The organism is Luteibacter sp. KNZ12-1A (genome assembly GCF_056755675.1).
Window position 1 is genome coordinate 1 of the sequence record NZ_JBPGXU010000042.1, and the last position, 14,437, is coordinate 14,437.

Genomic DNA, 14,437 nt, shown 5'->3' on the forward strand with positions numbered 1-14,437 from the left:
CCTGCCCTCGGGAACCCCGCAACCCTGTGCGGGGGGGCCGCCGACTTTGGGGGCTACCCGGGGGCCGGGGGCTTGGTTCCGCAAATCAACCAGGGCCGTCTGGGGGGGCCCCCACCAAGCGCGGGACAACAAAAAAGCCCGCGATCGCTCGCGGGCTTTTTCTTCGCCTTGCGGCAACCGATTACTCGGCGACGGCAGCGGCCTTCTTCGCGGCCTTGGCGGCAGCGGCGGCGGCGACGTCTTCCTTGATGCGGGCAGCCTTGCCTTCCAGGCCACGCAGGTAGTACAGCTTCGCGCCGCGGACCTTGCCCTTGCGCTTCACTTCGACCGAGTCGATCGCACGGCTGTGCGACTGGAACACGCGCTCGACGCCGGTGCCGTGCGAGATCTTGCGCACGGTGAAGGCGGAGTGCAGGCCACGGCTGCGCTTGGCGATGACGATACCTTCGAACGCCTGGACGCGCTCGCGGTTACCTTCCTTCACCTTGACGTTGACGATCACGGTGTCGCCAGGACCGAAATCCGGCAGCTGGCGGGTGATCTGCTCGGCTTCGAACTGTTGGAGAAGTTTGTTCATGGCACACCTGTCGCAATTGTTTACGGCGACCGAGTTATTCGGCCGCACCGTTTGGCCGTGCATAGTCACGGCGGAATTCATCCAGCAATGCCCTCGACTCATCGTCGAGCGCACACTGCGTTAACAGATCCGGCCGGCGTAGCCAGGTACGACCCAGCGACTGCTTGCGACGCCAGCGACGGATAGCCGCGTGATCGCCGGAAAGCAGCACCTCCGGCACGCCACCCCATGCGTCGTGCTGCACGGGACGGGTGTAATGCGGGCAATCCAGCAAGCCATCCGAGAAGGAGTCCTGCTGGGCGGATTGCGCGTCGTTCAACGCGCCTTCCTGTAGACGACCCACCGCATCGATGATCACCGCTGCGCCGAGTTCACCGCCAGACAGCACATAATCGCCGATTGAGAGCTCCTCGTCGACCTCGTGCTCGAGCAGGCGTTCGTCCACACCCTCGTAACGTCCGCAGATGAGGGCGATTCGCGGCATCTCGGCCAGCGCTTCCACCCGCTTCTGCGTCAGCCGCGCACCTTGCGGGCTGAGGTAAATCACGTGCACCGGTTCCGGTGCCGCCTCGCGAATCGCCGCGAGCGCCGCCCGCAATGGTTCGATCAGCATCACCATGCCCGGTCCACCCCCGAAGGGCCGGCCGTCCACGGTGCGGTAGTTGTCGGTGGCGAAGTCGCGAGGGTTCCAGGCTTCCACCTGTAACAGTTCGCGCTGCTGCGCCCTGCCGACCACCCCGATCGCGGCCGACTGGCGGACGAAATCGGGAAACAGCGAAACCACGTCGATGCGCATGATCTTCAGGTATCGCTGTTCAGAACTCGGGGTCCCAGTCCACCACGATGCGCCCGGCGTCGAAATCGACCGAATGCACGTAGGGGCCCTGGACGAACGGAATCAATCGCTCCCTGTCGCCGTCCTTCACCACCATGACGTCGTTGGCGCCGGTGGCGAAAAGATGGCTCACCCGTCCCAGGTTCGTGTCCTCCGTGGTGACGACCTCGAGACCCTCGAGGTCGGTCCAGTAGAACTCGCCCGGCGAGGGCGGCGGCAGCGTATCGCGCGAGACCGTGATCTCGCAGCCGACCAGCGCAGCCGCCTGGTCGCGATCCTCGATACCCGGCAGGCTGGCGACAATGCCCTTGCCCTGCGCGCGTCCTCGGATTCCGTCCATCTCCCGCTCCACGCCCGGCGCGGTCAGCAGCCAGGGCTGGTAACGGAAAATCTGGATGCGGGGCTCGGTCCAGCTTTCGAGCTTGACCTGACCCTGCACGCCGTGGAGCCCGACAATGCGTCCGACCCGGACGCGCTTACCGGACTCCGTCGACATCAAGCAGCCAGCTTGCCGGCTTCCTTCACGAGGGCACGGACCTTGTCGGTCAGCTGCGCACCCTTCGCCACCCAGGCCTGGACCTTGGCGACGTCGAGTTCGAGGCGCTTGTCGGCGCCCGAAGCAACCGGGTTGTAGTAGCCGACACGCTCGATGTTACGACCGTCGCGCGGGCTGCGCTGGTCGGTCACGACGACGTGATAAAACGGACGGCCCTTGGCGCCACCGCGCGAAAGACGAATCTTGACCATAAGTTACGAGCTCCAGAATGCCGCAGACCGGCAAGGCGCGCGCGAGAAGCGGGCGCGGTAAAGCCGGACATTTTAGCGAAAGTTTCCAAAAATGGAAGGGGGTTCAGCCCCTTCCGTGAATAGCGCTCAGCGCGGCGGCATCATCCCGCCCATGCCGCCCATGCCCTTCATGGCGCCGCGCATCTGGCGAAGCAGACCCTTGCTGCCACCCTTGGACAGCTTGGACATCATCTTTTCCATCTGCATGAACTGCTTGAGCAGGCGGTTCACGTCCGCCGGCTGGGTACCCGAGCCCCTGGCGACGCGAGCCTTGCGCGATCCATTGAGGAGATCCGGGTGACGGCGCTCCTTCTTGGTCATGGAGCCGATGATGGCGACCATGCGCTTGAGTTCGTTGTCGTTGACCTTGGACTTCACGCTGTCCGGAATTCCGGACATGCCCGGGAGTTTGTCCATGAGGCCGGCCAGGCCGCCCATGTTGCTCATTTGCTCGAGCTGGTCGCGCATATCGTTGAGATCGAAGCGCTTACCCTTGATGACCTTTTCGGCGAGCTTCTGCGCCTTTTCCTGGTCGACCTTGCGCTCGACTTCCTCGACCAGCGACAGGACGTCGCCCATGCCGAGGATGCGCTGGGCCACGCGGTCCGGGTGGAAGGGCTCCAGGGCGTCGCTCTTCTCGCCGGCACCGAGGAACTTGATCGGACGGCCCGTGATGTAACGCACCGACAGCGCCGCACCGCCGCGGGCGTCGCCATCGGTCTTGGTCAGCACGACGCCGGTGAGCGGCAACGCGTCGGCGAAGGCCTTGGCCACGTTGGCGGCGTCCTGGCCCGTCATCGAATCGACGACGAACAGGGTTTCGATGGGGTCGAGGGCGCCATGGAGGGCCTTGATCTCGCCCATCATCGCCTCGTCGACGTGCAGACGGCCGGCGGTATCGACCAGCAGCACGTCGATCACCTCGCGCCGGGCGGCGGCAACGGCCGCCTTCGCGATGGCGACGGGGTCCTGGCCGGCTTCCGAAGGGAAGAACGAGACCTCGACCTGGGCCGCCAGCGTGCGCAGCTGTTCGATCGCCGCCGGACGGTAGACGTCGCAGCTGACGACCATCACGCGCTTCTTCTTGCGCTCCTTGAGGAACCGGGCGAGCTTGCCCACCGTGGTGGTCTTGCCGGCGCCTTGCAGGCCCGCCATCAGCACGACCGCCGGCGGTTGCGCCGCCAGGTTCAGTTCCGTATTGGCGGCGCCCATCAGGGTGGTCAGTTCGTCGCTGACGACCTTGACCAGGGCCTGGCCGGGCGAAAGGCTTTTCAGCACTTCCTGGCCGACCGCGCGCACCTTCACGCGCTCGATGAGCGCCTTCACCACCGGCAGGGCCACGTCGGCCTCGAGCAGGGCGATGCGCACCTCGCGCAGGGTCTCGCGGATGTTTTCCTCGGTCAGCCGGCCGCGACCACGCAGGCGGTTGACGGTTTCGGAAAGGCGTTGGCTGAGCGATTCGAACATGGGGATTCGGGTCGGAATGCTGTAAACGACGGATTATAGCGGACTCCCGCCATGCCGCGACGCTTCGAATGCCAACGTGTCGCATTCACGCTGCGGGATGGCTATGCCACACTGCGCGTCCATGATCGTCACCATCCTCTCGCTGGCCGCCGTCGCCTTCTACCTGTCCGCCGCGGGCGTGCTCGCGCGGCCGCTGGCGACAGGCGGACAACCGCTGGCCCGCGTCGGCATGGCACTGGCGACGATCGCCGCACTGGCGCATGCCGCGCTGCTGCTCACGGCGCATCGCGGCACCCTGGACCTGCACTTCTTCGCCGCCCTGTCGCTCGTCGCCTGGATCGCCTCGGCCCTGACCCTGGTGGTCAACCTCTCGCGGCCCGTCGCCGGGCTGGGCATCCTGATCTTCCCGCTGTCCGCCGCCTTCCTCGCCGTCGATGCCTTCCTGGCGCCGCGCACGGCGCCGGAGTCGATGAGCTGGCAGATCGAATTGCACGTGACGATCGCGGTGTTCGCCTTTGGCATCCTCTCGATCGCCGCGGCGCTGGCGATCCTGCTCGCGATCCAGGAACGCGCGCTGCGCCGCAGCCGCTTCGGGCACTGGCTGCGCGCCCTGCCCCCTCTCACGCTCACCGAGGTGCTGCTGTTTCGCCTGATCGCGGTGGGTTTCGTGCTGCTGACGCTCACGCTGATCACCGGCGCGCTCTTCGTCGGCGACCTGTTCAGCCAGCACCTGGTGCACAAGACGGTGCTGTCGATCATCGCCTGGATCGTCTTCGGGGTACTGTTGTGGGGCCGCTGGAAATACGGCTGGCGTGGCATCCGCGCGGTCTACCTCACCCTGATCGGCATGGGCATCCTGCTGCTTGCCTTCTTCGGCACCAAGGCGGTGCTGGAACTGATCCTGCACCGCACGGCGTAGTTGCCGCGTCCGTCCAGTGCGAATCCGCCGTGGTGGAGGGGTGGGAGCCGACCTTGTCGGCGATGGGTGCTTGCCTCGACCTGGCCCGCTGCCGCGGGATCGCCGACAAGGTCGGCTCCCACCATGCTTGCCTCGACCTGGCTCGCCGTCACTCCCGGCTGGCGTCGATCGCTTGCGAGAGGCGTTCCACGCCGATGACTTCCATCTCGCCCACCCGTCCGCGCTTGGGAGCGTTCGCCGCCGGAACCACGGCGCGGCGGAAACCGTGCGTCGCCGCCTCCTTCAGGCGTTCTTCGCCATTGGGCACCGGCCGTATCTCGCCGGATAGGCCGACCTCGCCGAAGGCGATGGATTTTTCCGGCAAGGGCCGGTCGCGCAAGCTCGACAGGACCGCCATCAGCACCGGGACATCCGATGCGGTTTCCTGCACACGGATACCGCCGACCACGTTGACGAAGACGTCCTGGTCGTAGGCGGCCACGCCACCGTGGCGGTGCAATACGGCGAGCAGCATCGCCAGACGATTCTGTTCCAGGCCCAGCACGACGCGGCGAGGATTGCCCAACGACGATTGGTCGACCAGCGCCTGCACTTCCACGAGCAGCGGACGGGTGCCCTCGCGGGTCACCATCACGGCGCTTCCGGCCGTGGGGCCGGCGTGCGCGGAAAGGAAAATCGCCGACGGATTGGGGACCTCGCGCAGACCCTTCTCGGACATCGCGAACACGCCGAGTTCGTTCACCGCACCGAAGCGGTTCTTGAAGGCTCGCAGCACGCGGAAGCGGCTACCGGATTCGCCCTCGAAATACAGCACCGCGTCGACCATGTGTTCGAGCACGCGCGGGCCGGCGATGCCGCCCTCCTTGGTCACATGCCCCACCAGGAACACCGAGGTACCGGTCTCCTTGGCGAAACGCGTGAGCTTTGCCGCCGATTCGCGCACCTGGCTGACCGATCCCGGGGCCGCCGTGAGCAGCTCCGTCCAGATCGTCTGGATCGAGTCGATCACCAGGACCCGCGGCCGGGCCGACGCGGCTTGCTCCAGGATGCGCTCGATGCACGTCTCCGCCAGCGCATGCAGTGGGGCGAGCGGAAGATCCAGTCGCTGGGCGCGCCCGGCGACCTGCGCCAGCGATTCTTCGCCGGTGACGTACAGGCTAGGCAGGACCGCGCCCAACGTACCGAGCATCTGCAGGAGCAGGGTCGACTTGCCGATGCCGGGATCGCCACCGATCAGCACCACCGATCCATCGACCAGGCCGCCACCCAGAACGCGGTCCAGTTCACCGATGCCCGTGTTCGTGCGCGCCTCGGCGGTAAGCAACACCTCGGTGAGCGGCGTGATCCTAGGCGCGCCCGCCGCCTCGCCGGCGTAGCCGCCACGACGCGCACCGGTCGACACCGCGTTCGGCTTCGCCGCCTGGACGACGAACTCGGACAGGACGTTCCATTCGTTGCACTCGGCACACTGGCCCTGCCACTTGCTGTGTTCGGCGCCGCACTGGGTGCAGACGTAGGCGGTCTTGGCCTTGGCCATCGTTCGAGATATCCGTGGAAAAGTAGACGCTATATAGCGCGTGGCCGTCGCAAGGGACGATACGCGAAGAACTCGGCAGCGGTCATGCCTCGTCTTCGACGAAGAGCACGCGCCGGGTCATGCCACAGGTGAGATCGTAGGAGATCGTGCCGGCCGAGGCCGCCACGGTTTCCACCGGCAGGCCATCGCCCCACAGCGTCACCCTGTCGCCGACACGCGCATCCGGGACCAGGCGCAGGTCCAACGTGATCAGGTCCATCGAAACCCTTCCGACCAGCGGCGCGATCCGCCCGTTGACCAGCACCGGCGTGCCGACCATGGCGCTGCGTGGGTAGCCATCGCCGTAGCCGATCGCGGCGACACCGACCGCCATGTCCTCGGGACAGACGTAGGTGCCGTTGTAGCCCACGCGCTCGCCTTTCGCGAGGTGGTTGATCGCCACGAGGCGCGTCGTCAGCGACATGGCGGGACGGAAACCGAAATCGGCGCCCGAACGTCCTTCCACGACCGACAATCCGTACAACAGGCCACCGGTGCGCACCCAGTCACCACGCGCGTCCGGCCAGCCGAGCACGGCCGCCGAGTTGGACAGCGCGTGCGGGCCCTGGAGACCCTCGGTGGCCTCCCTGAAGCGGGCGATCTGCAATGCGGTGTCTCGTCCTTCGAACTCCTCCGACGAAGCGAAATGGGTCATGAGGCCTACCTCGCGATCGATCGCGGGCATCGCGAGAACGGCGGCATGGACCTCGCGAGCGCGCTCCGGTGGAAAACCGAGCCGGTGCATGCCGGTATCCACCTTGATCCAGACCCGCAGCGGTCCACGAGCCGGATCGGCTCTGGCCAGCCAGGGCAACTGTGCGTCGTGATGGATCAACGCCTCCAGATGCAGGCGCTGCATCTCGGCGATGTCGGAGGGCGTGTCCGGCCCGGAAAGCACGACGATCCGTTGCCGATGCCCCGCCGCGCGCAAGCGCAAGCCATCGGCGATGGCCGCCACGGCAAACGCCTCGGACTCGCCATCGAGCGCGCGGGCCACGCGTTCCAGCCCATGGCCGTAGGCATCCGCCTTGACCACCGCCATGACCCTGGCGCTGCCCGCGAGCTCGCGGACGCGGGCGAGGTTGTGGCGCAGGGCACCGAGATGGATGGTCGCGACGGTGGTACGGCTCATGGCTATCGAAGCAACGCGGTAGTGATCGGTCGCCCAGTCTAGCCGTAACGATTGGGCGACCGTATGGCGCAAAGATGGCGCGTCACGGCGGATAGCGCGTCCCCCTGCGTCCCCCAGGTTATCGAGCGAGGTCGAAGTCCGCCGACGATACCCACCCGCGATTACCGTGTTCGTCCTCCACTTCCCACATGAGTCCGATCCGGTCGCCCGTCGGGTATACGAGCATGCCGGGTTCGAGCGAGCGGATCGTGTTGCCCTTGCCGTCCGCCTTGGCGGACATGCGGCTGGCGACGCGCATCGTGCCGGACTGCCGGCTATTCGCCGCCGACGCATCGGACGGCAGGCCACCCAACTCGGAAACCAGCTTGGTATACGCGTCGAGGTAGGCCATGGTGATGACCTGCCCCTGGGTGGTATTCGTGTATCCGCCGAGGCCCGCGGAGCCCAGGCTCTGGCTACCCCACATATTGCCCTGGCCTCCGAACCCGATATCGTTCTTCTCGCCGTGCCCTTCCACCATCGCCACCTGCTCGGACGAACGCACGTCCGTGACGGTAAGAGTGACGTCGGCGGTCTTGGAGCTGAGCTTGACCGAGCCGGCGATACGTCCCGCCGTCCCGCCGAGCACGCTCTGCGCGAGGCCGGAAATGCCACCGCCGCCGGCATCGCGATTGCTGTCGACGAGGTCGGGCACGAGCACGTAGTCGGCCGCCTTCACCTGACCCTTGCCGATGTTCGAGCCCCCACGCAATTCGCCGCCCGACGCCAGCGCGCGTTCACGCATGGCGGCGTCCATGCCACTGCTGCGATCGACGAGGGTGAAACAGCCCGACTTCGAGACGAACACCTTGATGAGCTTCGACGGCGCCGGGAGTTGCTGCCCCGTCCACCACTTCAAGCCCGCTTCCGGTTCGATGACCGAAATGGAACCCAGCTTCTTCGCACAGTGGGGAATCTGCGCCACCTTCGCGTCGTGCTCCTTGTTCTTCTTGTTGAAGAAGGGCAATCCCGCATGGGCGGGCGAGGCCAGCGAGGCGCAGAACACCGCGGCCGCGACGACGGCGGCCGGCCTGATGAAAAATTCCATGGTCGATCCTTTGCTGAGGGCGACGGAAATGCTAAGGAACCGCAACCCGAAGGTCAGTAGGATGTCGTCCTAAAATTGGCAAGCGATTGCCCGCCACGATTCATCAGTGTCCGCTGTCGAGCACGCCGTCGATCGCCTTCTGGGACAGCGGCGCCATCACCTTGTAGCCCGCCGCGTTCGGATGCAGGCCATCGTCGCTGAGTTCCTTCCTCAAGGCGTCGTGGGCGTCGACCATCGCGGCGTAGTAATCGATGAAGGCCAGTTGCTCGCGCGCCGCGTATTCCCGAATCCATGCGTTGAGCGTACGGATCGTCGCCGGCGGCCGGCGCGCCGTCTGATCCTTCACCACGTAATCGTTGACAGGCAACAGCGAGGCCAGCACGACACGGATGCCGTGCGCGCGCGCCAGCTCCGTCATGGAGGCGAGGTTGTCCTCGATCATTTCCAGCGAGGAGGCACCGGTATTACCGGCAATGTCGTTGGTTCCCGCGAGGATCACCACCACCGCCGGCTTCAACGCGATCACATCCGCGCGGAAACGCACGAGCATCTGCGGCGTCGTTTGTCCGCTTATGCCCCGGTTGATGTATCCGCGGCCGGGAAAGAACTCGCCGACGGGACGCCCCCAGAAATCCGTGATCGAGTCACCCATGAACACCACGCGTTTCTCGCCGGGCTTCGGTGGCGGGTAGGTGGCGTTATCCCTGGCGTAGCGGGCGAGCAAGGGCCAGTCGTTGAGCCGTTGCTCGATGTCCGCGCGCTGGTCGGGGGTGGGATGTTCCGGAAGGACGATGCGATTCGCGGCCGACGCTGTCGCCACGGACGCCACGGCCAAGACGAGACAGCACACAGCCATCCAGAAACCGATGCGCTTCATCCCGGGTCCCCTCGCGTTCCTATCGTGCGGTCGTATGGTGGTGTGGGAGCCGCTTCAGCGGCGATGGGTGCTTGCCCCGACCTGGCCCGTTGCCGCGGGATCGCCGCTGAAGCGGCTCCCACAGGTCAAGCGGATCCCAGTGATCGAGGGGCTCCCACGGATCAAGCGGCTCCCACAGAAGATCGAGCGGCTCCCACGGCCTGGCGGTGCCTAGTCGAACGAGCCCACGTAGGAATCCGGCGCCCAATTCTCGAACTTCGTGTAGTGACCGAGGAAGGCCAGTTTCACCGTATCCGTGGGGCCATTTCGCTGCTTGCCGATGATGATCTCGGCCAGGCCCTTATCGGGCGATTCCTTGTTGTAGTACTCGTCGCGGTAGATGAACATGATCACGTCGGCGTCCTGCTCGATAGCGCCGGATTCTCGCAGGTCGGACATCATCGGGCGCTTGTCGGCACGCTGCTCCAGCGAGCGGTTCAACTGCGAGAGGGCGATCACCGGCACGTTGAGTTCCTTCGCCAGCGCCTTCAATCCGCGTGAGATCTCGGAGATCTCCGTCGCGCGGTTCTCGGAGTTGCCGGGTACCTGCATCAGCTGCAGGTAGTCGATGACGATGAGGCCCAGCCCGTGCTCGCGCTGCAAGCGGCGGGCTCGCGAGCGCATTTCCACCGGCGACATCGCCGGCGTGTCGTCGATGAAGATCTTCGCGTCCGAAAGCATGGTGATCGCGGAGGTGACGCGCGGCCAGTCTTCTTCCGCGAGATCACCGTTGCGCAGGTGCTGCGCGTGGACACGGCCCAGCGAGGAGATGAGTCGGAAGGCCAGCTGCGAGGCGGACATTTCCATCGAGAACACCGCCACCGCCTTCTTTCCACGCATGGCGGCGGCCTCGGCGAGGTTCAGCGCGAACGCGGTCTTACCCATCGACGGACGCGCCGCGATGATGACCAGGTCGGACGGCTGCAACCCGGAGGTCAGTTCGTCCAGGTCGGTGAAGCCCGTGGACAGGCCGGTGAGCTGCCCGCGCTTCTCGTAACGCTCGGTGAGCATGCGGAAGGCTTCGCCCACGGCCTCGCGCACCGACACGATGTCCTTCTTGCCACGGGCACCGGACTCGGCGATGCGGAAGACGCGCTGCTCGGCCAGCTCCATCACTTCCTGGACACTCTTGCCCTCCGGGCGAAAGCCGTCCTCGGTGATCGACGTACCGGCATCGATCAACTGCCGCAGCACGGACTTCTCGCGAACGATGTCGCCATACGCGCCGATGTTCGCGGCGCTGGGCGTCGAGTTCGCCAGTTCCATCAGGTAGGTGGCACCGCCGACCATCTCGGCGGTCTCGTTGGCGACGAACCAGTCGCCGAGCGTGATGGCGTCGCAAGGCATGCCCTTGTTCGCCAGTTCATTGATCGCACGCCAGATGAGGCGGTGATCCCTACGGTAGAAATCTTCCTCCGACAATTTGTCGGCGACCTTGTCCAGGGAATCCGGCGAAAGCATCAGGCCACCCAGCACGGCCTGTTCGGCCTCGATGGAATGCGGCGGAATGCGCAGTGAATCGATGGCGGAGGGCTCGCGACGGCGCTTGCGTTCGCCGCGCTCGCCTCGCTCGGGATTGAAGGACATGGATTACCTCGTGTTGCAGACGGCACCCACACCGGAACGGCTGGCCGCGACGTCGATCATACGCGGGCTCGTCTCACCCGTTGAGAGGATAAGTCTGTGGTAAATCTGTGGATAACTTGTGGGTGGAAACGAAAACGGGCGCCTTTCGGCGCCCGTCTCGGGATCGCGGGTGGCGCGGAGCTTACGCGCCGACGACCTTCACCTTGACCGTCTGCTGCACGTCGGCGTGGAGGACGATGACGACCTCGTATTCGCCCACGACGCGGAAGGGGCCTTCGGACTGGATCACTTCGCTCTTGTCGACGTCCAGACCCTTGGCGGTGAGCGCCTCGGCGACGTCACGCGGGGTGACCGAACCGAACAGCTTGCCTTCCGGCGACGCGTTCACTTCGATGGTGACTTCGGCGCCATCGAGCTTGGCAGCACGAGCCTCGGCACCGGAGAGCTGCTCCTTGGCCTTGGCTTCGTACTCGGCGCGACGGGCTTCGAACGCTTCGAGGTTGGCGGCGGTCGCGCGGGCGGCCTTGCCGGTCGGGAGGAGGAAGTTACGGCCGTAGCCCGGCTTGACAGTGACCTTGTCGCCGAGGTTGCCGAGGTTCTTCACCTTCTCGAGGAGGATGAGTTCCATGGGATGTTCCTTTTCGTTAGCACGGGATGGGCCCCGTGCAGCCAATAATGGTTGTCCGAGTGTCTTTCATCGGGCCCTTCCCGCTGACGGGAAGGGCCTGGAAGATCAGACGTCGTGGTTGTCGGTGTACGGCAGCAGCGAGAGGAAGCGAGCGCGCTTGATCGCGGTCGCCAGCTGGCGCTGGTAACGGGCCTTCGTGCCGGTGATGCGGCTCGGGACGATCTTGCCGTTTTCGGTGACGTACTGGCGGAGGGTGTTGAGATCCTTGTAATCGATCTCCTTCACGCCCTCGGCGGTGAAGCGGCAGAACTTGCGGCGGCGGAAAAACTTGGACATGGTTGTGATCCCCGATTAGTCGTCGCTGTCGCGATCGTTGTCGTTGTCGCGACCACCACGGCGGTCGTCGCCGTCGCTGTCGTCGTCACGGCGACGCGAACCCTTCTGCTCGTCCTTCTCCTTGCTCTTGAGGATGAAGGACTGCTCGACGTCGGCTTCGTCGCGACGGATCACGAGGTGGCGAAGGACGGCGTCGTTGAAACGGAAACCCGTCTCGAGCTCGTTCAGGACGCTCTGCGAAACCTCGATGTTCAGCATCACGTAGTGAGCCTTGGCGAGGTTCTCGATCGGGTAGGCCAGCTGGCGGCGGCCCCAGTCTTCGAGACGGTGGATCTTGCCGTTGTCGCCTTCGATCAGCGTCTTGTAACGCTCGATCATGGCGGGCACCTGTTCGCTCTGGTCCGGATGGACCAGGAACACGACTTCATAATGACGCATGGTGGCTCCTTGTGGATGCACCCCTTCCGGGGATGGCAGCCTCCCGCGCGTGGCGGTGAGGCAAGAAGACCCTCCTGAGAGAGGGCCAGCCGCGCATTGTAAGGAGAAACGGGGGGTTATCGCAAGCGACAGGCCGGAGGGGGCCTTGTGTGGGAGCCGGCCATGCCGGCGATTGCCGCTGGGTTACGCCGCTCCGCTGGCTTTTCGCCGCCGAAGCGGCTCCCACGGGACTTCCCACCACCCATGGCTGGCAGGCTGATCGATTGGGCCTTCGGCCCATGAAGTGGCTCAGGAAACGGTGAAACTCTCTCCGCAGCCGCATTCGCCCGTGGCGTTGGGGTTGTGGAAGACGAAGGACGCGTTGAGGCCCTGGCGCTGGAAATCGATCAGGGTGCCATCGACCAGCGGCATGCTCTTCGGGTCGACGACAACGCGGATGCCGTCGATGTCCAGCACCCGGTCGTCCTCGGCGACGGTGTCGGCCAGATCGACCACATAGCCGAAACCCGAGCAACCCATCCGCTTGACGGCGAAGCGCACGCCCGCGGCGTCGGGCGCCTTGGCGAGGAACGCGCGCATGCGGTCGGAAGCGGCGGCGGTGATCTGGATGCTCATGAAGACGTTTTCTGCCCGTGGTATACCGATGAACGGTGCCGTTCACGCGACCCTTACATTATCATGCAAGGTCGCGTCCTACGCGCCCTTAGATGCGGCGCCTCTTCTGGAGTTTCAATCGATGACGGTGGTAAGCGTCAAGCAGGCCCTCGCCGGCGGTACGACCGCGGGGGAACACGAAGTCACGGTCCGCGGGTGGGTACGCACCCTGCGCGAGTCCAAGGGCGGCCTCTCGTTCGTCAACGTGAGCGACGGCTCCTGCTTCGCCCCGATCCAGGTCGTGGCCACGTCCGATCTCGATAATTATGAGACTGACGTCAAACGTCTCTCGGCCGGGGCCGCCGTGATCGCCACCGGCAAGCTCGTGCCTTCACAGGGCAAGGGCCAGGCCTATGAGATCCAGGCCACCCGGATCGAAGTCACCGGTTTCGTCGAGAACCCCCTCACCTACCCGATCCAGCCCAAGCAGCACTCGATGGAGTTCCTCCGCGAGGTCGCCCACCTGCGCCCGCGCACGAACCTCTTCGGCGCCGTGACCCGCGTTCGTCACACGATGATGACGGCGATCCACCGGATCCTCACCGAACAGGGCTTCTTCTGGATCAATACCCCGATCATCACCACGTCCGATGCCGAGGGCGCGGGCGACATGTTCCGCCTGTCGACGCTCGACCTCGCCAACCTGCCACGCGACGACAAGGGCGGCATCGATTTCCGCAAGGATTTCTTCGGCCGCGAGGCTTTCCTCACCGTGTCCGGCCAGCTCAATGTCGAGGGCTATGCCCTGGCGATGAGCAAGGTCTACACCTTCGGCCCCACCTTCCGCGCCGAGAACTCCAACACCACGCGCCATCTGGCCGAGTTCTGGATGGTGGAGCCCGAGGTGGCCTTCGCCAACCTCGACGACAACGCCGACCTCGCCGAACTGTTCCTCAAGGGCATCTTCAAGGCCGTGCTCGATGAGCGCCCCGACGACATGGCGTTCTTCGCCGAACGCGTGCAGCCGGACGCCATCACGCGACTGGAAGCCTTCATCGCCAAGCCGTTCGAGCGTATCGATTACACCGAGGCCGTGGCGATCCTGCAGAAGTCCGGCAAGAAGTTCGAGCACCCGGTCGCCTGGGGCGTCGACCTCCAGACCGAACACGAGCGCTTCCTCGCCGAGGAACATATCGGCCGTCCCGTGGTCGTCATGAACTACCCCGAACAGATCAAGGCGTTCTACATGCGCCTCAACGACGACGGCAAGACCGTGGCGGCGATGGACGTGCTGGCTCCGGGCATCGGCGAGATCATCGGCGGTTCCCAGCGCGAGGAACGCCTCGACTACCTCGACCGGCGCATGGACCAGTTCCATCTCGACAAGACCACCTACGACTGGTATCGCGACCTGCGCCGCTACGGCACGGTACCGCATGCCGGTTTCGGCCTCGGCTTCGAGCGCCTGCTGGTCTACGTCTGTGGCCTGGCCAACATTCGCGACGCCATTCCGTATCCCCGCGCGGCAGGGAGTGCCGAGTTCTGACCCACTGAGACGA

16 protein-coding genes are annotated in these 14,437 nt (G+C 65.4%); 2 read left to right on the forward strand and 14 right to left on the reverse strand.

Annotation, left to right across the window (positions count from 1 at the left end; all coding sequences use genetic code 11):
* Positions 1–181: 181 nt before the first annotated feature.
* The 5 genes from rplS to ffh all read right to left on the reverse strand — a co-directional run bounded on the left by rplS (position 182) and on the right by ffh (position 3,665).
* Entirely contained in the window at positions 182–577 is a 396-nt protein-coding gene (gene rplS, locus ACR9ZJ_RS10455) for a 50S ribosomal protein L19 (protein ID WP_371024938.1), read from the reverse strand.
* A 34-nt stretch (positions 578–611) separates the two neighbouring features.
* On the reverse strand, positions 612–1,373 hold the full coding sequence (gene trmD, locus ACR9ZJ_RS10460; protein WP_371024937.1) for a tRNA (guanosine(37)-N1)-methyltransferase TrmD: 762 nt from the start codon (positions 1,371–1,373) through the stop codon (positions 612–614).
* 19 nt (positions 1,374–1,392) lie between these two features.
* On the reverse strand, positions 1,393–1,908 hold the full coding sequence (gene rimM / locus ACR9ZJ_RS10465) for a ribosome maturation factor RimM (protein WP_481280967.1): 516 nt from the start codon (positions 1,906–1,908) through the stop codon (positions 1,393–1,395).
* Complete coding sequence (gene rpsP / locus ACR9ZJ_RS10470; protein ID WP_029213716.1) at positions 1,908–2,159, reverse strand: 30S ribosomal protein S16; 252 nt, start codon at positions 2,157–2,159, stop codon at positions 1,908–1,910. The genes rimM and rpsP overlap by 1 nt, the downstream gene beginning before the upstream one ends.
* 126 nt (positions 2,160–2,285) lie before the next feature.
* Complete coding sequence (gene ffh / locus ACR9ZJ_RS10475) at positions 2,286–3,665, reverse strand: signal recognition particle protein (protein WP_481287721.1); 1,380 nt, start codon at positions 3,663–3,665, stop codon at positions 2,286–2,288.
* A 121-nt stretch (positions 3,666–3,786) separates the two neighbouring features.
* On the opposite strand from ffh, the gene ACR9ZJ_RS10480 reads away from it, so the two are divergent.
* Positions 3,787–4,584: a cytochrome C assembly family protein gene (locus tag ACR9ZJ_RS10480; protein WP_481280969.1), complete on the forward strand. Its 798-nt coding sequence runs from the start codon at positions 3,787–3,789 to the stop codon at positions 4,582–4,584.
* A gap of 148 nt (positions 4,585–4,732) precedes the next feature.
* Here ACR9ZJ_RS10480 and radA read toward each other — a convergent pair whose 3' ends face one another.
* The 9 genes from radA to ACR9ZJ_RS10525 form a co-directional block, all read right to left on the reverse strand.
* A complete protein-coding gene (gene radA / locus ACR9ZJ_RS10485) occupies positions 4,733–6,121 on the reverse strand; it encodes a DNA repair protein RadA (RefSeq protein ID WP_481280970.1) in 1,389 nt (462 codons plus the stop codon).
* Between the two features lie 82 nt (positions 6,122–6,203).
* Entirely contained in the window at positions 6,204–7,292 is a 1,089-nt protein-coding gene (gene alr, locus ACR9ZJ_RS10490; protein ID WP_481287722.1) for an alanine racemase, read from the reverse strand.
* A 118-nt stretch (positions 7,293–7,410) separates the two neighbouring features.
* Positions 7,411–8,379 carry a CsgG/HfaB family protein gene (locus ACR9ZJ_RS10495; RefSeq protein WP_481280972.1) on the reverse strand — a complete coding sequence of 323 codons (969 nt, stop codon included), beginning with the start codon at positions 8,377–8,379 and terminating at the stop codon, positions 7,411–7,413.
* A gap of 103 nt (positions 8,380–8,482) precedes the next feature.
* The gene (locus ACR9ZJ_RS10500) at positions 8,483–9,256 is read right to left on the reverse strand and encodes an SGNH/GDSL hydrolase family protein (protein ID WP_481287723.1); all 774 of its coding nucleotides are present in this window, start codon (positions 9,254–9,256) and stop codon (positions 8,483–8,485) included.
* A gap of 210 nt (positions 9,257–9,466) precedes the next feature.
* Positions 9,467–10,882, reverse strand: a complete 1,416-nt coding sequence (locus tag ACR9ZJ_RS10505; RefSeq protein ID WP_429197508.1) for a replicative DNA helicase — start codon at positions 10,880–10,882, stop codon at positions 9,467–9,469.
* Positions 10,883–11,063: 181 nt separating this feature from the next.
* A complete protein-coding gene (gene rplI, locus ACR9ZJ_RS10510; protein ID WP_481280974.1) occupies positions 11,064–11,510 on the reverse strand; it encodes a 50S ribosomal protein L9 in 447 nt (148 codons plus the stop codon).
* Between the two features lie 105 nt (positions 11,511–11,615).
* Entirely contained in the window at positions 11,616–11,846 is a 231-nt protein-coding gene (gene rpsR, locus ACR9ZJ_RS10515) for a 30S ribosomal protein S18 (RefSeq protein WP_029214018.1), read from the reverse strand.
* A 15-nt stretch (positions 11,847–11,861) separates the two neighbouring features.
* The gene (gene rpsF, locus ACR9ZJ_RS10520) at positions 11,862–12,284 is read right to left on the reverse strand and encodes a 30S ribosomal protein S6 (RefSeq protein WP_306851350.1); all 423 of its coding nucleotides are present in this window, start codon (positions 12,282–12,284) and stop codon (positions 11,862–11,864) included.
* A gap of 288 nt (positions 12,285–12,572) precedes the next feature.
* Positions 12,573–12,899 (reverse strand): HesB/IscA family protein, encoded by a 327-nt coding sequence (locus ACR9ZJ_RS10525; protein WP_481280975.1) that lies wholly within the window; start codon positions 12,897–12,899, stop codon positions 12,573–12,575.
* A 121-nt stretch (positions 12,900–13,020) separates the two neighbouring features.
* Between ACR9ZJ_RS10525 and asnS the strand changes: the two genes are divergently transcribed.
* On the forward strand, positions 13,021–14,424 hold the full coding sequence (gene asnS / locus ACR9ZJ_RS10530) for an asparagine--tRNA ligase (RefSeq protein WP_481280976.1): 1,404 nt from the start codon (positions 13,021–13,023) through the stop codon (positions 14,422–14,424).
* The last annotated feature ends 13 nt before the right edge of the window (positions 14,425–14,437 follow it).